Source organism: Paenibacillus sp. FSL W7-1287, assembly GCF_038004245.1.
Taxonomy (GTDB): domain Bacteria; phylum Bacillota; class Bacilli; order Paenibacillales; family Paenibacillaceae; genus Pristimantibacillus; species Pristimantibacillus camelliae.
In genome coordinates this window covers 1,276,449-1,301,359 of the sequence record NZ_JBBORD010000001.1, presented here as the reverse complement: position 1 = coordinate 1,301,359, position 24,911 = coordinate 1,276,449, and the positions used below count along the sequence as shown (strand labels likewise).

Genomic DNA, 24,911 nt, shown 5'->3' with positions numbered 1-24,911 from the left:
GTAACAGACACGAGGATTGCAGTGAATCGTTATCCTCCGTATAATGAATAGAATCTAGTTAAAATTGGTATTTAATTCTATTACGCTTGCAACTTATTTGTGCACAAAAAGTTGCTAAACAATTCTGCTTCTACTCTATACTTCATATTGAAAGGAGGGTGACGTAATGGAATGGCTTGATCGAATCAACTCGGCACTAGACTATATTGAAGCAAACCTAACAGAGGAGCTAGACTTAGCTGAGATCGCACGTAAGGCATGCTGCTCTTCTCATCATTTTCAAAGAATGTTTTCATTCATTACAGATGTGACACTAGCCGAATATATTAGACGTCGACGATTAACATTGGCCGCGCTAGAATTACAAAATAATCATACAATAAAGGTTATCGATATTGCACTAAAGTACGGCTATGATTCACCTACATCTTTCGCGCGTGCCTTTCAATCGATTCATGGGGTTACACCTGCCATGGCACGATCAAATGGCGTTGAGCTAAAGGCCTTTCCTCGTCTTTCCTTCCTTATTACGATTAAAGGAGCGGAAGCAATGAACTATCGAATTGAAGCAAAGGAAGCCTTTCATCTATTTGGACATGAGGGGATATTTCGCACAGATGGTAGCGGTGAAACACCAGCACAGGTTTGGCAGAAATATCATGAAAACGGTACGATAGCGAAGCTAGAGGAGCATGCTGGCGATTTACCCCCCTTTGTTAGTAAGGACCTGTACAAGGTTCATGCGGTGTGCGGTTATCGCGATACGGAAAAGGATACCTTCCCTTATGCAATCTGTGCCTTCGAAAGCACTAATAGTCAAACAGCAGGCTATGACGTCATATCTATCCCAGCGCATACTTGGGCGATTTTCCCTTCAGAGCCATTTCAATGGGGACAATTCGATGAAGTCATTACAGAATTATATCGACGTGTATACTCAGAATGGCTGCCGACTAGTGGATATGAGCAAGTCCACGGAGCTCAGCTAGAGATTTATGGCAGCAAGGATGGGCAGGAATATATAGAGCTATGGTTCGCTGTTACTAAAGGTGCTGCCTCGATCTAACGCGATAGTCCAGAATACAGCTAACATTATATAAGTAGACATCCTATAAAAACCGGGCAGTTTCTGCACCGGTTTTTTTGCATGTCATTATAACTTGATTTCTCCTTCATCCCTCTGCTCCCCCGCCTTACGTCGAGGTTAGACTCAACCTAAAGACCAGTAAAAAGAGTAGACTCTAGAACGTTAAAATACTTTGTGATTCCCTATACAATTACATCATAAGAACAAGACGAGAGGATGATTGAACGTGAAAAAACTATATCGGTCGATGACAGATTCTAAGGTGACAGGGCTATGTGGAGGTATTGCAGAATGGTTTGGTATTGATGCAACGATTGTTCGCTTAATTGTCGTGATCAGTGCATTGTGTAGCTTTGGAGCAGTAGCACTTTGCTACATTGTAGCCTCCATCATTGTACCAAAAGCGCCTTATGGTAATAATCCATTTTCGAACTATCACTATTAATCAATACTAGCTTAGCTATTACAAACTATGACTAATCAAAAAAGACTGAACATAACATATTATTCTATATTAAAGGAGAAATGAACGATGGGAATTTTACAACGTGTATTTGAAATGACAAAGGCTGTAACGAATGACATGCTGGATAAATTAGAAAATCCAGTTACGATGATGAATCATTACTTGAGAGATCTGGATGAAAAGCTTGCAGATGCGGAGCGTGCAATTGTGGAGCAGCAAGCGCAAGAAAGAATGCTAATGCGCAAGCATGAGGAGCTAAACAGTCAAGCTGCTTTATACGAAAAGCAAGCAGAGCAGGCTGCTTCAGAAGCACGTGAAGTTGAAGCTCGTACAGCGATTGAAGCGATGCTTAGATACAAGGAAGAAGCAGATGAAACTGCACGCTTTATTGAGCTCTCTAGAGAAACATCGATAGATTTGGAATTGCGTATTGAAGCATTGCAGGAAGAAAAAAGCAAGCTGCAAGCAAAGCGTACCGAGCTCATGTCTCGCTTAAATCGTTCGCAAAGCAAAGCAGAATATCATCTACAAGGCAGCTCTTCCGTAGAGGGCTTCGAGCGCATCGAAAGAAAGGTTATGGAGTGGGAGGCTCAGTCTGAATTAGGTGGAATGTATCCTGACCCATACCGCCACGTTAGCTCTAACACCGCTGCGGTCGATCCTAAGCAGGAGCAGCGCAATCTATTAGTAGAAGAGCACCTACAACGTTTAATGCAGAAGGTATAATCTTCAGGCTGTTCATATACATCATTAAGCACCGTGCGGCATTGCATGGTGCTTAATGATGTTATTTCGTCCTGCTTTTCTATTCCTCTCTTAGTCTAAGGTGCTCCTCCTACACTGGATACCGTCCAGAAAGGTCCCTTCTTTTGAAGGTAGAATACACCTATCTCTTCACCAGTGGCATGATCAATCAATCCTTCTACTTGATAATAATGGCCATATTGACGATCATACTGCTCCATATCTGTAATATTTGATGTAAATGCACTCACAAGCTGGAGTCTAGCAACCATATACGTGCGAATGGTAAGCTGCGGTATGAAAAAGCTTAGGAGCCACATTAAAAATAAAAAGATAAATAGAAGAGCAGCTATTTTGCTCCTTTTACTCTTTAACATAAAACACCTCTATATCTAAATATGGAATAGCAGAGCATCTCTTCAATTGTATCAGCTTTGAAAGATGAGAACTCTCGATCCGCCCGCCTGTTCATGTCTCTGGCTTTACCCATAGGAGGTGAACCATATTGAGCATATGACTCTCCGAACGCTCGATGAACATTCCTGATTGCCGTACAATATCAGGAATATTTCTCGTATGGTGACATCCAATCGTACGCAGCAGTAACGGATTAAGCACACGCTGTCCTATGGACACAACTTTATTCGAGCTAATCCCGTGCTCCATCAGCAATATGTGCCCATCCGGCTTGCACCAACGTTTAAGCTTTTGCATGACATGCAGCGGGTGCTCGTAGCTGCAGAAGGATAATGATGAGACAATCGTATCGAAGGAATGGTCTGGAAAGTCTAGCTCTTCGATATCAGCTAATATAAACGTAGCATCGAGTGAATATCCGGCCGCAGCTTCCCGTGCATGTTTAAGCATGTCCGGACTAAAATCAGTTGCTGTCAGCTTTATACCATCTGGATAATAAGGAAAATTAGCTCCTGCTCCCACAGCAAGCTCGAGTACTTCTCCTGTTGCATGACGCAAAAGCTTCTGGCGCCAGCTTCTTAGGGCAGCCCCTTCTTTTCTTGTCTTATATTGAACAGCTTGCTTGTTAAACAAACGAACCTGTCTCGTCTTATCCAACTTGCTCCACACTCCCTCTGCAAATATATTTCCAATATACAGAAAATGTTAAATGTTATATTCCTAGTGTATCGCACAGTGATATGAATAGCCACAGATCAACAGAGAATTCACCGCTGAATAGCCGGGCCTCATTAAAAATTTTACTGCTAAATATGACGCAAACAGGCTAGGGTAGCCCTAGCCTGTTTGCTTGCTGTGTTCTATATTCTGCTATGTTCTATCCACTTACTCAGGCGTGCCTTGCGTTACCCCATGAATATAAGTGAACCAAGGCGTATCTAGTGCTCCTTGTCCCGGATTATACGTGAAGGAATATTCGACCGTATCTCCAGCCTGCAGATTATTGACAGGGTACGTATAATTCCCGTTGCCTGTCGAAGTCATTGCCACATTCAGCTGCGGGCCGTTGTTCACTTTATAATGCAGATCAGCAAAGGTCGCACCGTTCACATAGAACAATAGATCATCGCCAGTCTTCTTCAGCCCCTTTTCTTCGTCACCGATAACAATGACATTCGACGGAGGATTCTCGTTGCCGTTGCCAGGATTACCGCCGTTACCGCTGCCTTCTTTATACACACGTACATAATCAATCTGCATCGTCGCAGGAATATCCGATGGGTCTGGCGTCAGTCCGCTGTCAAAATGACCGCCAATTGCCAAGTTCATAATGAGATAGAACGGCTGATCGAACGGTGCATTCGGATTGTTAGGTGCAGCGACTGAGTACCATTGATCTCTCGATACTTTAAAGAAGAAGTTTCCATCGACGTACCATTTAATATTATCCTCTTCCCATACCATCGAATAGACATGATAGTCATTCGCGAACGTTTGCCCTTCTGGGAAATGATACTCACCAGCAATGTAGCGATTCACTGGCCACTGGCCGCCGAAATGAACAGCACCGCTAGTCGTACCTGGTAAGCGCCCTTTCGCTTCCATAATATCGATCTCGCCTGATGCAGCCCATGCTCCGTACACAGAATCCTCTGGAAGCATCCATAACGCTGGCCAGATGCCATTGCCTGTAGGAAGCTTAGCTCGGATGTCTACTCTACCGTACTGGAAGGTAAAATGATCCTTTGTATTAACTTTGCCAGAGGAGTATTGCGCATAACGATTCGGATCCTGTGGGAATGATTTATAATCGTTCAGCGCTCTAATGTTCAGCTTCCCGTCCTGAAGGAATATGTTTTGCGGGCTGTCCGTATAGTGCTGCAGCTCCGCATTGCCCCAGCCCCAGCTGTTCGGATCATCATTAATGTAGTAGCCTTGCTCATAGCTCCACTTGTTCAAATCGAGCGTGCTGCCTTCGAATTCATCCTGCCAGATAAGATTCATGCCCGCGATCGTTGGATCGCTCGGTGTCCCAATCTCGATATCGTCATGATCAGAAACATCTGGACGCGGAGCATTTGGATTTCCAATAAACGTGTAGGTAACGTAATTGTTGCCGATGCTTCCGCCTGCCTGACCATTCAACGGGTACCCGATGCGGATCTGCATATCAACCTGTATCGGCTGGAACCACAATCCATAAATGTAATCAGCCCAGTATCCCCACTGATTGGCATCTGACATATTATTGTAGCCGCTGCCTGAGTATACGAAGCCGCTTTGGCTAGAGTTGCTCATGTCTACCCATTGACCATTGACGTTAATCTCATAGACAAAATTGCCAAGTTCAGAGCCGATTGCTGCACTTCCATCAATTTTCGGAAGCGGGATGCCAATTACGCCGCTTTGATCTGCTGTATAGGTCGTTCCATCATAAGCCGTAAGGGTATATGAATTTCTGACCGGTTCATTAAAAATAATCGTATAGATGACATTAGCGGAAGAGGTTTTCGATTCGAGCTTCACATTGATCGATTCCGTTACCGTAAACCAATAGCCACCGCCACCTTCAGTAAACTGTCCGAAGTTACTGTCATAAACCCAGCCGCTTGCCGCATTGTTGTCAATATCTATCCATGTGCTGCTGTTTACTGGCTTTACATACACCTTCAAATCATCAGCTACTGCTTCATAGGTGATTGCCGGATCATTGTTAAAGGTCGGGTACGTAAAGCCCGCCCCTCCTGTAAATCCTGCTGTTATGTCCGGTCCTTGTGTCGGTGTCATTGAAGTAATCGTTTGCTTGTTAACATTTTGAAAGACGAGTGTATAGTCGAGTGTAGCTGCACTTGTTTTGGAATACAGCTGAATTTCTGTCGTTTCAGAAAGCGTGAACCAGAAGCCATAAATACCACTGTCGCTCCAATGCCCCCAGTTTTGGTTATAAACAAAGCTGCCTGTTTGATCAATGTCAACCCAGCTGCCGCCGACCTTCACATTTACGCCTACATCATCGGAAACATCATTCCAAGTAGCAGAGCCTCCGTTGAATATTGGCATGACAAAGCCGTAGCTCGCTTGCTCAACTCCTGATTTTGAGATTACAGGTCCATCTGATGGTGAAAAGTAAGTCATAGAGGTAACGGTAGTTCCTGCCGCTGCTGCAGTCTGAACCTTCGAAGATGGCAATAGGACGACACTCATTGCCATCACTACTACCAAGAACAAACACAAAACCTTTTGCATGAACATCGGAATGTGGATTTGCTTCATTATTTACCCTCCTCGAACTTTAGTTGACGCATCATCTTCTCCCCTGTGTTCGAAAACGAAAAACGAACGAAAGGCGGTCATGAACAGTGATGCCCGAACATCCGTGATCACATAGCGCGGCTACAGCTTTCGATACATGGCTAGCTCATGTCTAATCGCTATAAAACCTACACTGTGGGAAAGCGAACATTCGGGCCTTCTTTAGCGAGCATTTCCGCCAATTTCGTAATGCGGCTCTTTATCAATTGGGTAGTAATCATTCTGTGGACGCGCTTAGGAAATCGCTTTCACAGGAGGACACCTATATTCTATCGAACATTAGTAGGTCATAAAAGGTACATTTGTTTTTATCATGACCCATTTTTTTGGCTTTTGCCCATTTATAGCGCTGGGTCCTTCAGCTTCCCTTCTTGTTCATATTTCCGTCGCATCAGCTCTCGATACTCTGTTGGCTGCATGCCCATCACATCGCGGAAGGCTCTAGTGAAGCTTTTGTAGCTTTCATATCCGACCATTGCAGCAATCTCTACGATTTTATGCTCAGTCTCTGCCAGCAAGCGTCTTGCCTTATCTAACCGCACATCGCGCAAATACTCTGCAAAGCCCTTGCCGATGTTCTTCTTGAACAGATTGGAGAAATAAGCATAGTTCAACGAGACATGGTTGGATACCATCGCAAGATCCAGCGGCTTGTAATAATTTTCATGAATAAAGCGTATCGCTTCGTTTAAGTCCTGCGTATTGCGATAGCTGCATTTAAACTCGTAATAAAACTGGTTCAATCTAAGCAACTGCTGCTGCAGCGCTTGAATATATTCACGAATACCTCGGTGATCGAAAAGATTACGTAGACACTCTATATCTAGCGCTTCCTCCCCCATATAAGGCCTGATGACCCGCTCATACTCCTCCAGCAGCTGAACAACCGCACGGCATAGCTGCTGAGTATAGCCGATATGATAGCGCTGCAATATATCTTTTCGAAACACGGCAGAAATACCATCAGCAATTTTCCCACTATTTTTCGTACCAATGAGATGAAACAGCTCATACAGCTCCTCATATGGGAGCTGCCATTGCTGAACAAGCCCCTCGATATGCGCAGGTTGGATGAGCTGCTTATCAGGAAACAGGTAGCTATGGCGATAGAGCTCCATCACTTGTGTATAGGCGGTTGGCAGTGACAGCAAGCCCTGCTGCGGATTGGTCATAGCGGTGATTACACCGATCTGCGCGTCCTTAAGCGCAGCAGGCAATGCCCCAGTATCTATAGCTGCATCAATCGCAATAATAAGATGAGGACGATGCTGCAGGCAAATGCATCCATTCTTACCGAAGACGCGATAAGCAATCGATTCTATGCTATGTGAGCTGCTTGCACTCGGCTGGTTAATCCATAGCTCCTCGCGCAGCAGGCATAGCCGATAATTACTCCACAGCTTAGAATGCTGCTGCTCGGTCTCACGCAGCCATACCTCATCGGTTGCTGAGCCCTGCATAAACATACACAGCTCTCTTCGATCTGTTTCTTCGGCCCGGCGAGAAAGATCCTCCATATTGCGTGACAGTGCCTCACTTGTCTTTACTTCTTGTAACACATGCTCTACTGCAGTTTGCAGATCCGCACGCTTTACAGGCTTAAGCAGATAGCCCTTGGCACCTAATCCAATCGCTTTTTGTGCATAAGCAAAGTCACTATAGCCGCTTATAATTAAGAACTCTACCTTAATCTGCTCCTCTTTGGCATGCGCCATCAGCGTTAATCCATCCATATCCGGCATCTTAATATCGGTAATAACAAGCTGAAAGCTGATTTGACGCAATAACTCAAGTGCCTCAACTCCACTTGCAGCACAATATATATGGTCAATATGCAGCGGAAACTGGCTCAGCATTGCCTGCAGACCTTCACGGATTTGCTTCTGGTCGTCCACAATCAAAATGTTGATCATTCTACCACCCCCCAAGATTCACATTTTCCCAAGGTAAATGTATCGTTACACATGTATAGTCGCCCTTCACACTGTCGATCCATAAGCCGCTGTCTTTTCCGTAGTGAAGCTGCAGCCGCTTATGTACGTTTTCTAGGCCAAGTCCATTTTTGCTTGCAACGATAGGTGTATCCAAATCTTCATGCAGCACCGCCTGTAGCTGAGCCAGCACTTGAGGCTCTACACCGACACCGTCATCTCGTATCTTAATGAGCAGCAAACTGTCACTTTCCACCTCAACGGTAATGTGAATACAGATAGTGCCGTGCGATGGAGCTGCATGATGAACAGCATTCTCCACGATTGGCTGCATACACATTTTAGGAATCGCGTAGCTAAGCACCTCCTGAGGAATATCAGTGGATAGCTCTAAGCCTCTTCCTTCCATAAAGTTAATAAATTGAATATAGCTCTGTATGTTCGCCAGCTCTTCTCGAAGTGCAACGGTATCACTGCGCCATTGCATGCTGTAGCGCAGCAGCGAACCGAGCGACACGAGCGCATCTGCGATAGCCGGCTGACGCTCAACCTCTGCCAGCATTCGAATCGACTCCAGTGCGTTGTATAAGAAATGAGAATTGATCTGCGAATGAAGCGAGTGCAGCTGGGCGTTTTTAGCAACAAGCTGCTTATCAACCACCTGCGTCATAAGACGTTGAAGCTCATCCAGCATTTTGTTATAGCTAATCGCTACCTCGTCGATCTCATCACCTGTTTCGTTCCCTTCAAGACCCGTATCGATCTTCTCGTTTAACTGACCCTTACGTACCTTGCGCATCGAAGACAACACAAGATCTAAGCGGCGCAGCATACGTTTCGTTGTCTGTGACACAATGAGCAGCATTAACAACAGCGCAAGGCATGTAACCGCTACCACAAGTCCGTACCAGTAGCGTGGCTCTTTCATTAAGGCGTGATGTGATGCAATATCGACGACATATGCCTCGAGCGGAGCGATGTAGCGATACAACGCATAGTAGGTATTGTCGCCTACCTTCACCTTAATCGGACTGTTCTGCTGCAGCATATCCAGCTGCTGGTGTATGCTGCCTAAAATTACTTCAAGTTGATCGCCTGCGTGTAGCGAAAATTGATGCTGGGCATTGTATACATGCTTAGAAGGATCTGCTCCATCCATGATGACAGAGAAAAAATCTCCACCCGTATCATCTAGCAGCTCACTAAAAAACACACTGTGATCCATACGAATTTCCATAATGCTAGGATGCTTTTGCTGCTGCTCCTGAAGGCGTACGAGTCGATAATAGGAGAGTGTATGCTCGCCATCTTTATAGGCAAACAGTCGGTAAGCCGCTCCCCCTTCATCGCGCAGGGTTAACCAATAATCCTGCGGCCAAAACCTATCATAATGATAAATTTCAGGCCAGATCTCATAGAGATTCGGGTTATCGACATAAAAGCTCAGCTCACTAATCATTTCATTGCTTTGAATAATATTGTGCATCTGCTCAAAGTGGTTTTGTCTGAATTTCACTAGCCGCAATCCATCTTCTCGCATGTTCGAGTGAATAAAGTCGATAAATGTCTTTTGAGTCAGCACGGTAGAGGACACATTCTCCAGCATATCCATCCTGCTCCGCAGCTGCTCGTTAAGCCGTGCGACATGGCTGCTGCCATTGGCCATTGCCTCATTGTACAGCTGTGTTTCCTGCGTGCGAATAAATAAGAAAGAAACGATAAATACAGGAATAGCAATGGTCATACTGAACGCTAAAAACAGCTTTTGAGATATACGGGCATTGCGGTAAAGCTTCCTCATTTTAGACAGCAAATATTCCATATCATTGCCCCTCCCCACCTCTGTAATATACCATATATTACAATTATGCTGGTATGTCATATCACGCTTGTACTGCAGGGAGAGCGTGATTGCGATAAAAGCAGAGAATACCAGCCGCCAATACGGCGGCTGGTATAAGCTATGAGCCTTAATGCTCTCTCACTTGCTACTCTTGCATATACTGCTCTAGCATTTACTATTCTGCCATTTTCGCTTTTCGTGCATCAAGCTCTGCTTGGCGGTATTCCATTACTTGGTCAAAGCCATATTCTACACGGCGATCAAGGAAGCTATTGAAAATTTTATCGAAGGCTGCTTCATCCTTTGCCATAATGAGCTCAGGCAGCACTTCCTCCCAGTTTTGAGAGATGCGAGACCATGCTACCGCTACATCAGAATCACCTAGTGGATCTAAGCCTTTATAGATACCGCTATCAATATCAGCTTGACTGTTAGCAAAGTCCTCCATTTGCTTAATCACTGGAGCCTTCTCTGGTCTCCATTGGTTAATAATAACTGGGTTACGCATCATCCAGTACGTATCCATAATGCCGTATTCCTTCTCTAGCTTCTCAATATCATTATCAAGTAGCTGGACCATTTCAGGCTTAAGCTGTGGCTTGCCATCTACCATATCCCACGTTTCGCCTTCTTTACCAAGGAATAAATCTCTTTGGCCTTCCTCACTCGCTAGGTACGTTAAGAAGCGAATCGCACGTTCAGGGTTTTTCGTAGACTTGCTAATCATCGTAACCATCCAGCCGTCCATATTACCAGGGAACAGCTTCGCGCTTTCTCCTTTGCTGTTCTGAGGTCCATCAACTGCGATGTAATAGGAGTCAGGGTTTTCACTGGCAGCAAGCATTGGATTAACAGCTGCCATTCCCGTCCATTCGCGAACCATCATAAAGTAACGAGCATTGTTTGTTTTTTCCTCTACCTGTGAATCAGAATCCACTAGAAAATCTACATTAATAAGTCCGCGTTCGTAGGCTGTACGGAATGTTTTTAGCCATGTAACATAATCTGGATCTGTTATGCGATCATACACCTTACCGTCCTGCTCATACGGAACAGCAAGTAGGTTTTGCAGATACTCTGTCATACCATATGGAACATTACCCTGTGCAAAGAAAGGACTGATTGGCTGACCTTTGTACTGACCGTATTGGTCCTTCAGCAGCTGCAGTGCACCAAGGAAGCCTTCTGGTGTTGTTAGATCTGGACTACCCATTTCCTCATATAGATCTTTACGTACGAGGAATGTTTGGTTAGCAGCAGTCATCCCTGTTTCATGCATAAGGTTAGGGCTATAGGAATCATTAGGCACACCATACGTGTTGCCGTTCTCCTGGCGGTACCACTTCAATGTACCATCACCAGCTACCTTGAAGAAGTACGGGTCATACTGATCTGCCAGCTCATTCAGTGCATAGACATGATCGCCTTCCCAAAGCTTTTTAACAGCAGTTTCCCAAGATCCCATCGATATGATGTCCGGCAGCTTGCCAGAGGTCATCATTAGTGTAATGTGCTCATTGGCTTCACCAGATGGCACCTCGATCGTTACGTTAACACCTGTTTTTTCTGTTACATATTGAGATGCTAAGCTTTCTCCCCAGCTATGAGGGTACCAGTTTGCCCCTACGAACCACGTTAAATCTACTGGGCTAGTATCTAGCTTCCATGCTGGTTCATCAGGGTTCAATGTTACTTCTGGCTGCAGCTCCTGTGACTGATTAGTTGGTGATGTCGTCGGTGTGTTATTGTCACTGTTGTTAGATTTGCTGCATGCGGCCATCGTTAGTATTAAAATTGCCGCTAGAGCTATCGTCATGCTTAATTTGTTGAGCTTGATCTTCATTACTAAATCATCCTTTCTCCGCTTTAATTGTATTGATATTACCCTTTAATCGCACCAATCATGACGCCCTTGACGAGATAGCGCTGAATGAAGGGATAGAACAATAGAATTGGCAGTGTAGCTACCATCATGGAAGCAAATTTGATCGAGTTGCCCGGCAGCCTTGCACCGAATTGCGCCATCGCTTGCTGCTGCATAAACGACATGGAGTTCTCCGCAATAATTTTGTAGAGCATCGTTTGCAGTGGCAGCTTATCCTGCGAGTGAATGTAGATAACCCCTTGGTAGTAGTCATTCCAATGATAGACCGCTGAAAACAGCGCGATCGTAGCGATAACGGCCATACTGTTCGGCAGCACGATTTTGAATAGTACACCGTAGTCCGAAGCACCATCAACCTTAGCAGATTCCTCTAAGCTTTCGGGAATGGTTCGGAAGAAGCTCATAAATATAACCATATTGAAAAAGGTGTACATCGCAGGAATGATGAATACTAAGAAATTATCGTACAAGCCAAGCTTCGTCATTAGTATAAAGGTAGGAATTAGTCCACCTGAAAACAGCATCGTAATTAAGGCGATCTTCATATAAATTTTTCGACCGATCAAATTCGTCTTGCTCAGTCCGTAGGCCACAATCGCCGTAAATAACACATGCACCACCGTCCCTATGACGGTACGCATTGTCGTTATATAAAAGCCGTTCATCAGACTTTTATCGTTAAACACGACGCTGTAGCTTGCCAAAGAAAATTCCGTCGGAAACCAATTAACTGTACCAAGCAACGCTTGTTCAGGTGCATTAAGCGAGTTAATGAATACAAACCACATCGGGTACAGTGTAATAAAGCAAACGGCCAGCATAAGCAGCGTATTGCAGACCTCGAATACTCCGATTCTTCGAAACCTTCTACGTATGTCCATCGTTCCGTCTCCCTTCTTAGAAAATTCCATCGCCCGTCAGCTTTTTGGAGGTGTAATTGGCTAAGAACAACAGCCCAAGTGCTACAATCGAGCGAACAAAGAGGACGGCTGTCGAGAACGAATGACGTCCAGATACGAGACCCATGTTATAAATGTACAGGTCTAAGCTTTCCGCCATCTTCATATTCATGTTGTTCTTCAGCATGAAGATCTGCTCAAAGTTGCTTCCCAGTATGCCTGCGACTGCAAGAATAAATAAGATCGCAATCGTTGGGCGAATACTTTGAACCGTAATATGCCACATTCGCTGCCAGCGATTGGCACCATCGAGCTCTGCGGCTTCGTACAGTCCAGGATCAATTCCCGCGATCGCAGCAATATAGATAATGGCGCTCCAGCCGGTCTCCTTCAGCGTATCGGTAAAGTACGTAATCCACCAGAAATATTTCGGATCGCTATTGTATAGAATTTCGCGCTCTTGAAGCCCCAGTCCCATCATCAACTGATTGACAACCCCACCTTCGCCCAGCCAATTGAGCGTAATACCACCGAATATCGTCCATGCGATAAAATGCGGTAGATATGAGATCGTTTGTACCGAGCGCTTAAACCGGATGCTCCGAATCTCATTAAGCATTAACGCAAAGAGAATCGGGATTGGAAAACCAAGAACAAGCTTAATCGTACTCATCCCCAATGTATTGCGGATGGAACGCCAGAAACGATCATCCGACAAAAAGCTTTCGAAGTGTTTCAAGCCGACAAAGGGTGATTCCAGCATCGGTTTCGCTATACTGTAATCCATAAATGCAATAATGAGCCAAAACATGGGGATATAACAAAAGATGAACATCCAGACAATGCCAGGGATAACCATACTTTGCAATTGCCACTGTCTGAGAAATGACTTCATAAGTCCTGTTTTGTGTTGATGCATATTCCCTGCCCCCTTCTATTTCATCGTATGAAAACGCAAACATAAAAAAAAGGCCATCATTTTTGTCCCTATCCCATTTTTTTAGATTTGTTTGACCAAGGGCTGAAAATCAGTATGCTGAAACTATACGAAAGGGGTGTAAATGTGATGAGTAAGCTTATATGGCATCAAGATTTCTTGAAGGAAGGCGCGAATTTGAAGGATTGGAATATTCGGATCGGCAATGACTTACTCGATGACGAGGGAAATGTCATCGTTGCGGGCTGGGGCAATGGAGAGCAGCAGTATTACACTGGGAAATCGAACAACCTATATATCGATGAATCGGGCCTTCATCTGTGCGCATGTCGTGAGGACGTTGAAACAGAGGATGGTCGAAGCTTCGCCTACACTTCCGCTCGTCTGGACACGAAGGATCATTTTTCTTATCAATACGGTAAGCTAGTTATTCGTGCCAAGCTGCCGGTAGGTCAAGGCTTATGGCCTGCGATATGGCTACTGCCGCAGCACCAAACATATGGACCTTGGCCTGCTTCCGGTGAGATCGACATTATGGAGGCGAAGGGTCGCTTGCCACAGCAAGTGTCGGGAACTCTCCACTACGGCAAGGCTTGGGATGACAAGGCAACCGATGAGTATGCTTACCAGCTGCCAAACAGTACGATTAATGAATTTCATGATTATAGCTTGGAGTGGGATGAGCATTCGATCCGCTGGCTTGTTGACGGGCATTGCTATGCTGAGCATTTATTGAAGAATGATAATACACCTTACGTAATCCCGTTTGATCAGCCCTTTTATGTTGTTCTCAATCTTGCCGTAGGCGGCTGGTACGATCGTGTGGAAGTGGACGAGACAGCCTTTCCAGCACATATGACCATTGAAGGCATATGGCTGTATGAGTAGTATCACGAAAGGATAACTACGCAAGCTGATTATGCTCCTCCTCTACGCAATAAATGGAGCGCTCACTGTTAGACACAACCGAAAAACTCTTAATGATGTGAATGGAGACACGCAAGCGGATACAGCACCCATACGATTAGACCCACGTCTAACGGTTTGAGTGCTGTTTTTTTATTGAATAAGCGAGTTGTGGAACAATATGGTATAATATATATAAAACTATGTTTCATTGTACGAAACTTATTATTGGAAGGAGTCGATCCCGTTGCCAATAAACTTTCACGATGAGCATAACAGACATACCTATGCGATGAGAAGCGCTGATGACTCTTGGAAATCACTCATACTCGATACCATTGATGTCTCGAATAAGCAAATTGCTGACATTGGTTGTGGGGGCGGCATTTATACAAAAGCGCTGCTAGAGATGGGTGCAGGTCATGTCATTGGTGTTGATTTCTCAGAAGTGATGTTAAAAGGAGCCGCTGCGAACTGTCAGCATATAGGCAATGCTACGTTTCATCAAGGTGACGCATACCACACAGCTCTCCCTTCAAAAAGCTTGGATATTGTACTAGAGAGAGCTCTAATCCACCATCTGGATAATTTAGATGCTTGTTTTGTCGAGGCTTCTCGCATTCTTAAGGAAGGCGGGGCTTTGATTATCCAGGATAGAACCCCTGAAAACTGTCTGCCACCGGGAGATGAACATCACATTAGAGGTTATTTCTTCGAAAGATTTCCCCATTTAATTAATAAGGAAGCTACGAGAAGATATGAATCAGAGCAAGTACAACAGGCACTAGAATCAAATGGTTTTCAAGTCATGAAAGTCGAGACACTTTGGGAGACTAGATATATTTATAATAGCTTCGAGCAGTTAGCAAATGACTTGATGCAGCGAACAGGGCGGTCTATTCTACATGAATTGAATGATGCAGAGCTTATTGATTTAATAGATTTCTTAAAGGAAAAGCTTAGCAATAAGCAGTCTCCAATCATTGAAAAGGACTTATGGACGCTATGGTTCGCCGTAAAGAAAAGCAGCTAGCCTTAGCCTAGCTATAACGAATAAAAGCTGTAAGGACATGTTGAGATGCCTTACAGCTTTTTGTTCTTATTGCCGAATATATTTCCAGCTAGTTTACTTCGTCTATTGGATTGTCAGTGGAATAGATGCCTCTAACGTATGCCATTGTGCTCCTGCTTCAACTTCATCATCAAGTTTATACTCAGCTTTTACGGTGATCGTATATTCACCTGGTGGAAGCATAGACGGACGATCTGCATTATTCAAGTAAGCATTCGCATCGTCAATATTGTCGAACCCAATTTTATTGAGATGATACACTAAGAAATCATTACGACCTAAGCTCATATTCAGCTCATCACCAGCTTGAAATGTGCTAGAACCCAATTCTAATCCAGCTAACAAATGGCTTGTGAAGTCGTCCTCGTCGGTGATGTAATAATTGATGAGAGTTGAGCCATGCCATATATTCACTACGCGATCCGTATCGTTAGATAATCTGGTCCAGATCTCGATAGGCTCTCCGTATTCATATTCCGATTTACTGGCGAAAGCATGCAGCGTAAATATATTATCTGAATCCTTAGCATTCACGGTAGACTTCTTCGTTGTTGTTGTTGACTGTTCTACGTAGATCGTTTGCTCGTCTTTGTTATAGCTAACATGTCCTCTCAGCCGCTCCGTAAAAGCTCGTAACGGAACGTAAACACTGCCATTAATATTAAAAACATCCTGCTTTAAGTCGACCATTTGATTGTTAACGACTAGCTTTCCTTTGAATAGATAAGCGCTTATCTTATCCGATGCAGCCAGCATTGTTGATGAACATAGAAATAATATAATGGTGATTGCAATAAGTATTATTCTTTTCTGTTTCATGCTTCCACACACTCCTATTAATAGAATACTTCATAAAACGATGACACGCTTTTATAAGTGCTATACTGTCCTGATTTACAATCTTGCTAAGGGGCTAAGCAAAGAGCGTTCCATCTTACGGGAATGCTCTTTGCTTAGATTTATGTTCGTTCACAACCGTTACTTGATAGTCAATCTGGCTTGCCTACCGTCACATTCATCGTCGCCCTTTTATTGATAGCTTGATGAATACTAACTAGTAATCGAACAGCAAGATCCGCATTAAAATTTAGTCGATAGCCACCGCGTACTCGATCTACGAATCCGAGCTCAATAGACTCTGTAATGACACGATCAAAATTAGTAGAATCCGGCAAGTAAGACTTCAACGTTATTTCATCCATCGCATAATCTGGCTTCAAATCATCCATATCTCGTAATAGAGCGATTAAGATTGGACGAATTTCATCGGGCAGAAGTGTGAGCGGGAACTCTGCTTCCTGCTCTAATGTTTCTAGTGCTTCCTCTAGAAACTGCGGTGTTACTATACAGGATATACGATCCTTCGCCCATAGACCTATTCCGGTTGGCCCTAGATAAATATCTACAAGCGCTGGATGCCGATACGACCCTACCGAGGGAATGAGGATTGACGGTTCTGTGGCTGTAATAACACCGCTAAGAAATTCAATTTTCTCATCCATCGCCATCGTAGCGAAGGCTTGATGAATCTGTGGTAGCAGTGTTGAAAGTCCACCTGACCTCCCCAACAAGTAATCGGTCGAGCAATCAAATATTTCCGCGAGCTCAACAATAAGCGGAAGATCGGGTAAAGAGTCACCATTCTCCCATTTGGAAACTGCTTGTGCGGAAACGGATAATTGTTTTCCAAGCTCTTCTTGAGTGATAGCGTGGGAACGCCGCAGCTTCGCAATTTTTTCGCCAAAACCATTTAACTTATCCATTTAGATAACCTCCCTTAAAGAATTACCACTATCGTAGCGTGCCTCTGATTGTTTTTGTATAGAGGTGAACGGGGGGTCTCAACCAATGGTTGAATTATACCGATCAACAGTTGTGTCGTGCATTCACAACTACTTCCTTCACCGGATATAAAAAATAAAAACCTATTGCCGCTAAAAGGGCGATAGGTCATGTGCAAGTTGAAATATTTCAACCAGTATAATTCTTCCAAATATAACTGTCAATAACAAACTTACTCTATATCTTTACTTTTATGAATCATTGCGTGCTAGACGAAAGCCTTGATCTGGCCCATATCCGCTTGCCTCGAACCTACCGCGGAATGCGACCTCATTGTTGTTCTCGCCACCCATCCAGCCGCCTCCCTTTACAACTCGCTGTAAGCCACTTTCGCTATCTTCATCTTCATACCAATCCCATATCCATTCTCTTACGTTGCCAGACATATCGTATAGCTGCAGCTCATTAGGCTCCTTAGAGCCAACTAATTGAGTTTGATTCCGATTGTTTTCTATTGCTGGCCAGTTCCAATCTCCTTCTAAGTAGTTGTTACCAGCGTTTCGCCAGTTCCATGCCACCTCGTTAACATCGTCTCCGCCACTATACAGGTATCCTTTACTTAATTGACCACCGCTTGCGGCATATTCCCACTCCGCTTCCGTTGGAAGACGATAGCCGTTTGCATCCTTATTGATCGTTACCGTCCATTTGATCGGATCGAACTCACTTTTATTATCTGGATCAAGATTACTTTTATCTATATTGTAATAAGGCTCTAGCCCTTCCTTTTCACTCTTTAGATTACAAAACTCGATAACATCATACCAGCTAATCATTTCGACAGGTCGCTGCTCGCCTACAAATGCTGAAGGATTGTCTCCTATGACGTCCATCCACTCTTTTTGAGTAACTTCATATTTTCCAATATAAAAGCTAGGTATCGTTTCTCCCTTAAAATTTGAGTGTTCACTTATGATACTACCGCCTTCTACGAATATAAATTCACCACTTACGACTATTTTTTCACGATGGTCTTCAGGTTTGTTATTATTCAACTGAGAAGACTGCTGAGTTGTTTGCTGTGCTTTCGTCTGAGCAGCTTCCTGCGAGCAACCACTAGCTATGATGGATAGTATTACTATAAAACACATTAATATGGCTCTCATTCGTATCGATCTCCTTTATGTGGAGTGGTAACAATAAATAATTTTAGTGAATCCGGATACTTGGCCTACCTTAGCAGACAGGGCCGCTGAAGTTAGCTTCAGCAGACCCCATCCAGAGCTTACAGGCAGCTTATTACCAAACCGTTACATTCGAGCTACCGCTGCTTTGGTAGCCTTCTGTTGCCAATACTTGATATGACCAGTTATTGCCTAGATGCATACCAGCATTTCTCCATGCGTTCACATGGTTGCTGAACGTAATAGAGACGTTGCTGCCTGTCGGTCTTTTAGATTGACGAACACTCCAGAATTGTTGGAATGTTTGTGTGCCATCGATGGATGGTGCGTTGTAACGCATCGTTGTATAGATGTCATATGTGCCACCATCACTGTGTACAGTGCCTTTATATTGACCAGTAGGTCTGTATGTGCCCCAGCTGTCAACGACATAATATTCAATAAGTGAATTTCTCGTCCAACCATATAGTGTTAAATATCCATTGCCAGATGGTGCCCATACTCCAGCATTGTAGTTAATCGTTCTGTTAGGAGAGCCAGTAGCCCAGCCTTTACCAACAACAAAGTTACCGGTATTGTACCAGTTAACGCTGTAATTACCACCAGATCCATTAACCGCATTTACAGTACCGCCGCCATCCGTCCAATTTTGCCAATAGGTGTTTGCACTTGCTGTTGTTGCAAGCATACAGAAGCACATCGTAGCTGCAATTAACAATTTCACACTTCTCTTATTAAACTTAATCATACTAACCAACCTCCTAAAAAATAGTTTTTGACACATTCTGTCTACTTCCCATTCTGTTAGTTGATTTGCCTTTGGCTGTGAATCTTGTTGTTGGCTAAAGCTTGTCCCTCCTTTCATTTAAAATTATAGAATGTAAGCGTATACAATACACTGTAAAAACTTTAGAATTAACTTCAATAATTAAACATATTTAGCAATTAATGGTATTAACTATGTAAAAAGAGAAGCGGTTTTTCTCCGCTTCCATAAATAATTATTAATTTGAATCAATTTCATAAATCTAAAGCCCCGATATGACTAGCTTTCTAAGGCATGAAAAAAGGAGAACCTCCCCAAATCTCGAAATTGTTAAGTACCACCAAAACAATGAGATGAAAGGATGAACCCCTATGCCATATATTCGACACGAAAGTCTGTTTTCCTTGCAAGACTTGTTTTCTATGGAGCAAAAATTTCGTTTTGAAGCCATATTTAGTGCAATAGATATTCAACCTTTACTGTCCGTGGTCAGTAAAAAATCAAGGCTTGGTGCTCCCGTTGAAGTTCACTACTCGGCGATGATTTACTCGTTAATCGCTAGACTCATTTCACGCATCCCGACAATTAAAGATTTAATCAAAAGGCTCCGTGAGGATCTTTTGTTTCGTCTGGATTGTGGCTTTATGCTGTCAGATTCCATTCCTTCTGAAGCATCCTACTCTCGGCTTATTCAGAAAATTAGTCAGAGCAACGCACTAGAGCAGATGCAACAACAAGTCATTACTCATGCACTGCAAGAAGGATTTATTCTCGACGATACGATTGCCATCGATGCTACACATGTAGTCGCTCGTGATCAAGCACCTAAGAAGCAAGCGAAAGAAAAGCCTGAACCTAAAAAACGTGGACGTAAGTCGAAAGAAGAACATAAGATTTGGCTCGCACAAAAACAAGCTGAAGAAGCAACAAAAACGATTTACCAACGAGAAATAGCTGATCAATTGACAACATCCTACGAACAGCTAAGCCAACAGATGCCACTAGACCCACAGTGGGGCATCAAGAAAAATAGTGAACAAAACAACGTCTTTTGGTATGGCTACAAGGCACATTTGGCGGTTGCCACAAGTAGTCAATATATTCTAGGTGCGTTGCTATCTTCAGGTAATTTAAATGATGGAAAAGCTGCTATTCCTTTATTAAAGGGGCTTGCCCTTCATCATCCGTGCTTTAAGTATCGCTATGCAACAATGGATGCTGGGTATGACCATGAACCAATTTATGAGCAAGTAAGAAAAGCAGAAGCTCATGCGATTATCGCCTACAACCGTCGACGAGAACCCGAATATATCGGATTCGATGAGCATTTTGCTCCAACCTGTGTAAGAGAACAATCCTATCGTTATGATAGCTACGATGCGAAATACGAGACGCTAAAGTATATCCGTCCGAAAGCATGTGAAGAATGTCCGCTTAAAAAAGATAGTTTGTGTCAAAAGGTGTACAAAATTAAAATAACATCCAGTCTTCGCAAGTATACGGCACCTGCACGAGGAACGGTATCTTGGGATCATATAGCTAAACGCCGAACCGCTGTTGAACGTGTGAATGCCTATTTGAAGGGGTATTTTCAACTGAATCATATTCGTCATCGTTCAGGTCAAAAAGCAAAAGCACATTTGACGCTGGTTTCTTTAGTATACAATGCAACGAAATTAGCAGTAGACCGCATCAATAAAAGATTAAAACATCAAGCAGCTTAAGCTTCAAAAAATAGGAATTAATAAATTCTGTTAGTCTGACTTTGTTTAGATAAGTGCATTATGAAATTGATTCAATTTAATTATAAATAAAATAACAATAAATATATTTTTTATAGCTAAGCACTTTGTTTTCTTGGACTAACTACCTCTACTTCTTTACCTTTTTCAGATAATCGCGTTACAATTTTATCAAGCGTCTGCTTAGCGGTGTGATCCCAGACATGAGCAGAGCTTAAATCAAGCTGTACCTTGTTAGCTTCATCTGTAAAATCAATGCTATCCAGCAATGCGTTACTGGATACGAAAAACAGTTGACCCTTCACCCGATAAACCGAGAGATTATCATTCGTCTCTTTCTCAATATCTAGGTGCGATGCTGAACGGTAGGCATACACGATAACACTCATCAGTACACCGACAATTACGCCAAGTGCTAGGTTATGAGTCGTAACCATCACAATGACGGTAACAACCATAATAAAGGTATGTGCAAATGGTTTGCTTCTAATATGGCGTACATAACTCCAATCGAACACTTCAATACATACCATCATCATAACCCCGACAAGTGCCGCAATCGGAATAATGTTCAGCAGATCATCGAGTACAAACACCATTAGCAGCAGCATAACAGCCGCAACTAACGTAGACAGCCTTCCTCGTCCACCAACCTTTACGTTGATGGCTGATTCCGCGATAAGCGCACAGCCTGCCATCCCGCCTACAAAGCCAGTAACCGTGTTAGCAATACCTTGTCCACGCATTTCTTTATCCTTGTCCGACTTCGTATCGGTCATCTCATCAATAATCGTTTGTGTTAACAGCGTTTCTGAATATCCAACCACTGCAAGTGACAATGCAACAGGCAGAATAATTATTAACGTTTCGAACGTAAATGGAACCATCGGAATATGGAACCAATTAACGGATGATGTATCGATCGCTGCGATATCGCCAACGGTTTGCAATGAGCCCGGAATAAATACGACTAGAAGCGTCATGGCAACGACTGCTAGCAAGGGCGAAGGGATTGCTTTGAAAAACTTAGGAATCACGTAAATCATAACGAGCGTTCCTATAACCATCGCATACATGCCCCACGACTGATTCTCAAAATATCTTAATTGCGATATAAAGATAAGGATTGCTAATGAATTAATAAAGCCTGTTATGACGGAATGAGGAACAAAGCTCATCCAGCGCCCCATCTTAAACCTGCCCATTAGATATTGAATAATGCCTGTCAAAATCGTAGCTGCAAATAAATACTCCACACCATGCGTTGCTACTAATGCCGTCATAAGCACGGCCATCGATCCGGCGGTCGTTGATACCATTGCAGATCTGCCGCCAAATATTGATATTAATACTAAAATCGATATCGAGGAAATAATACTGATCATCGGATTAACTCCTGCTATAAATGCAAAGGCAAGAGAATCTGGGATTAAAGCTAGAACCGTTGTTATCCCCGCTAAAACATCCGCTCGTATATTAGAAAACCAATCTTGTTTTATTCGTTGCAGCATTTGTTTCTCGTAAGCTCCTTTTCTATAATTCTACACTTCTACTACTTTAACATCTCTCTCACTCCTTGTGTATATAAGAATTATTGTAAATATCGATAATAACGTTATGATCATAGACAAATAAATGTATTGATGTTAAAATCTCCATGGAAATTACTGTATTACTTTTTAATGTAAAGGAGATGCATATGAAAAAGAAAGCAATTGTCGTGTTTTTCACTGTATTGATCCTTAGTGTAGCTTTTTCGGGCGTAGCTGGTTATGCCATTGGAAAGAATGAAGTGATTGCAACACTTGCACAGCACATTAAAATTACGAATGATGGCCGAGAAATCGATATCGGCAAAGACGTGCCACTAACCTATAATAATAGAACCTACCTGCCTGTCCGTGCAGTTAGTGAAGCATTAGGCTATAAGGTTGAGTGGTTTGGTAGTTCCAACACTGTTAATGTATCGATGCCAGAAGAAGCATACCCGATTGTTTCAGTGGACGGAATCGAAATCATCGATTCATTAACCTCGCTTGATTTAATGTCGAGTACCGCTATTCAACGTGTAGATGTCATTGTCAATCAGACGAAGGAGCTTGACTTTGAACCAACATTAATATTTGAAGTGTTAAAGAACGGTGTCGTTATTGATTCACAAACAGCACAGCTGGAAAGGACTTCAGGCAGATCGATCGTTCAATTAAAATCTCGCCAGTTCAGTCATCAGCTTGGTAGTAATTTGACCAGCGATGAAAGACTCCAAAAATATCACGAGCAATTCTCCTACCGCTTGAAAATAAAATAAACCGTATAAGGGACTGTGCGCAGAAGATGGATAGCTTTACTCTTCTGCGCAGTCTTTTTTTGTGGAATTTTATAGTTTAATAGAATATGATGATAGAAAGGCAGCAGAGAACATTACATAAAAAGGAGTAATAACGATGAGTATTTATAATTATCTAGCTAAGAAATCCAATGGGGATATTGTCTCCATGCAAACGTACAAAGGGCAAACTATGCTGATCGTGAACACGGCAAATAAATGTGATTTCACGTATCAATTCGAGGATCTTCAGCGCATTTATGAAAAGTATAACAATAAAGGCTTTACAGTGCTTGGCTTTCCGAGCAATCAATTCGCCAATCAAAACCCTGAGGATGGAGCAGAAACAGCTCGTGCATGCAGAACGAGCTACGGGGTTCAATTCCCTATGTACGATGTCATCGATGTAAATGGAGAAACGACACACCCACTCTACAACTATCTGAAGCATGAGGTCGAGCCTCGCCCAGTTGATACTAGTAATATTCAAGAAGTGATTCTTACGAATAAAGTTAAGGAAATCTATCCTGATTATTTAATTGGGAACAATATCCGCTGGAACTTTACAAAGTTTTTAGTCGATGCACAGGGTCAGGTCATCAAACGCTTCGAGCCATGCGATTCAATCCTAGAGATCGAGAATGCAATCGAAGAGCTAATAGCTGCTAACCAATAGATTAACTACTAGCGATCGATAATACGTTAGTCTATATAAAGACAGCTCCCCAGCAACGAACACTAATTAGCAGTGCGGGGGAGCTGTTTTAATGCCTTTATGATTGCTACGCTTTCTACATATAGTTTATGATTACAAAGCCTACACGACTTCATGAACGTAGGGAACTGTAAAGGATGTTCTCTCATCATTGCTACAACATGTTCTTCATCTTGATATTCAAAAGGCCGAATATGCACCTTGCAGTCCTCCCTTCATATCGATAGTGACAGCTAACCGATCGAATGGTTCCAAACTGCGCAATTAACCGTTAAAGTTTCTTCTTCCCGTTACATAGTATGGATAATCCATCTTTTCTTTAACTTGTCTGGCCACTTCTTCACTAGTCAACGATTCAATAACATACAAGCCCAGATCAATAGAAGCTGATACGCCACCGCCAGTAAAAATATTACCGTCTCTTACATAGCGTTCTTTCACAACCTCAGCACAATAAGGTGCCAAAAGCTCGTACGCGGATGGATTCGTTGTTGCTTTCTTACCTTGTAAAAAACCTGCCGCACCGAGGAGCAAAGCTCCTGTGCAAACGGACATCTTGTACTTTACATCCTGTGCAGTCTGAATCCAGCCTATAAAGTCATCATCGTACCGCAGCTGCCTAGTAGCTAGACCACCAGGGATAAAGATCATGTCATAGCCAGATAAGTCAGGATAAACCTTGCCTACTTTCATAATTAATCCTCGATCATCTTTAATTTCTTGTTGATTCGAACAAAAATCCCATTGTACATTTTCTTTAGCGTTAAGAATGCCTATCCACGTTATTGCTTCATAAAAGCCTACAAAATCGAGTGTCGTCATGTTGTCAAATAAAATAAATGCAATCTTCATAAACTAATACCTACCTTACATAAAAATAAAAAAAGTATCTGATCA

Annotated in this window: 22 protein-coding genes; 8 read left to right on the top strand and 14 right to left on the bottom strand. The window is 43.0% G+C overall.

Translation table 11 applies throughout. The features are described 5' to 3' along the window. The first annotated feature begins 166 nt into the window (after positions 1–166). The 3 genes from NSQ99_RS05890 to NSQ99_RS05880 all read left to right on the top strand — a co-directional run bounded on the left by NSQ99_RS05890 (position 167) and on the right by NSQ99_RS05880 (position 2,279). Positions 167–1,066 (top strand): AraC family transcriptional regulator, encoded by a 900-nt coding sequence (locus NSQ99_RS05890; protein ID WP_251667832.1) that lies wholly within the window; start codon positions 167–169, stop codon positions 1,064–1,066. Between the two features lie 247 nt (positions 1,067–1,313). Continuing rightward, on the top strand, positions 1,314–1,532 hold the full coding sequence (locus NSQ99_RS05885; RefSeq protein ID WP_251667830.1) for a PspC domain-containing protein: 219 nt from the start codon (positions 1,314–1,316) through the stop codon (positions 1,530–1,532). Positions 1,533–1,619: 87 nt separating this feature from the next. Next, positions 1,620–2,279 carry a PspA/IM30 family protein gene (locus tag NSQ99_RS05880; RefSeq protein WP_340835729.1) on the top strand — a complete coding sequence of 220 codons (660 nt, stop codon included), beginning with the start codon at positions 1,620–1,622 and terminating at the stop codon, positions 2,277–2,279. A gap of 95 nt (positions 2,280–2,374) precedes the next feature. Here NSQ99_RS05880 and NSQ99_RS05875 read toward each other — a convergent pair whose 3' ends face one another. From NSQ99_RS05875 to NSQ99_RS05840, 8 genes are all read right to left on the bottom strand, one after another. After that, positions 2,375–2,674, bottom strand: a complete 300-nt coding sequence (locus tag NSQ99_RS05875; protein ID WP_340835728.1) for a hypothetical protein — start codon at positions 2,672–2,674, stop codon at positions 2,375–2,377. A 91-nt stretch (positions 2,675–2,765) separates the two neighbouring features. Continuing rightward, positions 2,766–3,371 (bottom strand): class I SAM-dependent methyltransferase, encoded by a 606-nt coding sequence (locus NSQ99_RS05870; RefSeq protein WP_340835727.1) that lies wholly within the window; start codon positions 3,369–3,371, stop codon positions 2,766–2,768. A gap of 228 nt (positions 3,372–3,599) precedes the next feature. Next, positions 3,600–5,987: a glycoside hydrolase family 16 protein gene (locus NSQ99_RS05865; RefSeq protein ID WP_340835723.1), complete on the bottom strand. Its 2,388-nt coding sequence runs from the start codon at positions 5,985–5,987 to the stop codon at positions 3,600–3,602. 380 nt (positions 5,988–6,367) lie between these two features. Beyond that, positions 6,368–7,939, bottom strand: coding sequence for a response regulator (locus NSQ99_RS05860; RefSeq protein ID WP_340835721.1), 1,572 nt, complete (start codon positions 7,937–7,939; stop codon positions 6,368–6,370). Position 7,940: 1 nt separating this feature from the next. Then, positions 7,941–9,779 carry a sensor histidine kinase gene (locus NSQ99_RS05855; RefSeq protein WP_340835719.1) on the bottom strand — a complete coding sequence of 613 codons (1,839 nt, stop codon included), beginning with the start codon at positions 9,777–9,779 and terminating at the stop codon, positions 7,941–7,943. A gap of 196 nt (positions 9,780–9,975) precedes the next feature. Beyond that, positions 9,976–11,643, bottom strand: coding sequence for an extracellular solute-binding protein (locus NSQ99_RS05850; protein WP_340835718.1), 1,668 nt, complete (start codon positions 11,641–11,643; stop codon positions 9,976–9,978). 38 nt (positions 11,644–11,681) lie between these two features. Further along, entirely contained in the window at positions 11,682–12,566 is an 885-nt protein-coding gene (locus NSQ99_RS05845) for a carbohydrate ABC transporter permease (RefSeq protein WP_251667814.1), read from the bottom strand. A 16-nt stretch (positions 12,567–12,582) separates the two neighbouring features. Beyond that, positions 12,583–13,503, bottom strand: coding sequence for an ABC transporter permease (locus tag NSQ99_RS05840; RefSeq protein ID WP_251667812.1), 921 nt, complete (start codon positions 13,501–13,503; stop codon positions 12,583–12,585). A gap of 147 nt (positions 13,504–13,650) precedes the next feature. Between NSQ99_RS05840 and NSQ99_RS05835 the strand changes: the two genes are divergently transcribed. Both NSQ99_RS05835 and NSQ99_RS05830 read left to right on the top strand, forming a co-directional pair. Next, positions 13,651–14,409, top strand: coding sequence for a glycoside hydrolase family 16 protein (locus NSQ99_RS05835; RefSeq protein WP_340835715.1), 759 nt, complete (start codon positions 13,651–13,653; stop codon positions 14,407–14,409). A 265-nt stretch (positions 14,410–14,674) separates the two neighbouring features. Then, complete coding sequence (locus NSQ99_RS05830; protein WP_340835713.1) at positions 14,675–15,460, top strand: class I SAM-dependent methyltransferase; 786 nt, start codon at positions 14,675–14,677, stop codon at positions 15,458–15,460. 102 nt (positions 15,461–15,562) lie between these two features. Here NSQ99_RS05830 and NSQ99_RS05825 read toward each other — a convergent pair whose 3' ends face one another. The 4 genes from NSQ99_RS05825 to NSQ99_RS05810 all read right to left on the bottom strand — a co-directional run bounded on the left by NSQ99_RS05825 (position 15,563) and on the right by NSQ99_RS05810 (position 19,213). After that, complete coding sequence (locus tag NSQ99_RS05825) at positions 15,563–16,318, bottom strand: stalk domain-containing protein (protein WP_340835711.1); 756 nt, start codon at positions 16,316–16,318, stop codon at positions 15,563–15,565. A 170-nt stretch (positions 16,319–16,488) separates the two neighbouring features. Further along, positions 16,489–17,262 carry a helix-turn-helix domain-containing protein gene (locus tag NSQ99_RS05820; RefSeq protein WP_340835709.1) on the bottom strand — a complete coding sequence of 258 codons (774 nt, stop codon included), beginning with the start codon at positions 17,260–17,262 and terminating at the stop codon, positions 16,489–16,491. A 270-nt stretch (positions 17,263–17,532) separates the two neighbouring features. Continuing rightward, a complete protein-coding gene (locus NSQ99_RS05815; protein ID WP_340835706.1) occupies positions 17,533–18,447 on the bottom strand; it encodes a formylglycine-generating enzyme family protein in 915 nt (304 codons plus the stop codon). A gap of 133 nt (positions 18,448–18,580) precedes the next feature. Beyond that, positions 18,581–19,213 carry a glycoside hydrolase family 11 protein gene (locus NSQ99_RS05810; RefSeq protein WP_251667790.1) on the bottom strand — a complete coding sequence of 211 codons (633 nt, stop codon included), beginning with the start codon at positions 19,211–19,213 and terminating at the stop codon, positions 18,581–18,583. A 389-nt stretch (positions 19,214–19,602) separates the two neighbouring features. Here NSQ99_RS05810 and NSQ99_RS05805 point away from each other — a divergent pair, with 389 nt between their 5' ends. Then, positions 19,603–20,955: a transposase gene (locus tag NSQ99_RS05805; RefSeq protein WP_340835123.1), complete on the top strand. Its 1,353-nt coding sequence runs from the start codon at positions 19,603–19,605 to the stop codon at positions 20,953–20,955. Positions 20,956–21,071: 116 nt separating this feature from the next. Here NSQ99_RS05805 and NSQ99_RS05800 read toward each other — a convergent pair whose 3' ends face one another. Further along, positions 21,072–22,484 (bottom strand): SulP family inorganic anion transporter, encoded by a 1,413-nt coding sequence (locus NSQ99_RS05800; protein ID WP_340835702.1) that lies wholly within the window; start codon positions 22,482–22,484, stop codon positions 21,072–21,074. A 188-nt stretch (positions 22,485–22,672) separates the two neighbouring features. Here NSQ99_RS05800 and NSQ99_RS05795 point away from each other — a divergent pair, with 188 nt between their 5' ends. Further along, positions 22,673–23,281, top strand: coding sequence for a stalk domain-containing protein (locus NSQ99_RS05795; RefSeq protein WP_340835700.1), 609 nt, complete (start codon positions 22,673–22,675; stop codon positions 23,279–23,281). Positions 23,282–23,417: 136 nt separating this feature from the next. Further along, complete coding sequence (locus NSQ99_RS05790) at positions 23,418–23,975, top strand: glutathione peroxidase (protein ID WP_340835699.1); 558 nt, start codon at positions 23,418–23,420, stop codon at positions 23,973–23,975. A gap of 303 nt (positions 23,976–24,278) precedes the next feature. Here NSQ99_RS05790 and NSQ99_RS05785 read toward each other — a convergent pair whose 3' ends face one another. Further along, the gene (locus tag NSQ99_RS05785) at positions 24,279–24,866 is read right to left on the bottom strand and encodes a DJ-1/PfpI family protein (protein ID WP_340835698.1); all 588 of its coding nucleotides are present in this window, start codon (positions 24,864–24,866) and stop codon (positions 24,279–24,281) included. Positions 24,867–24,911 lie beyond the last annotated feature (45 nt).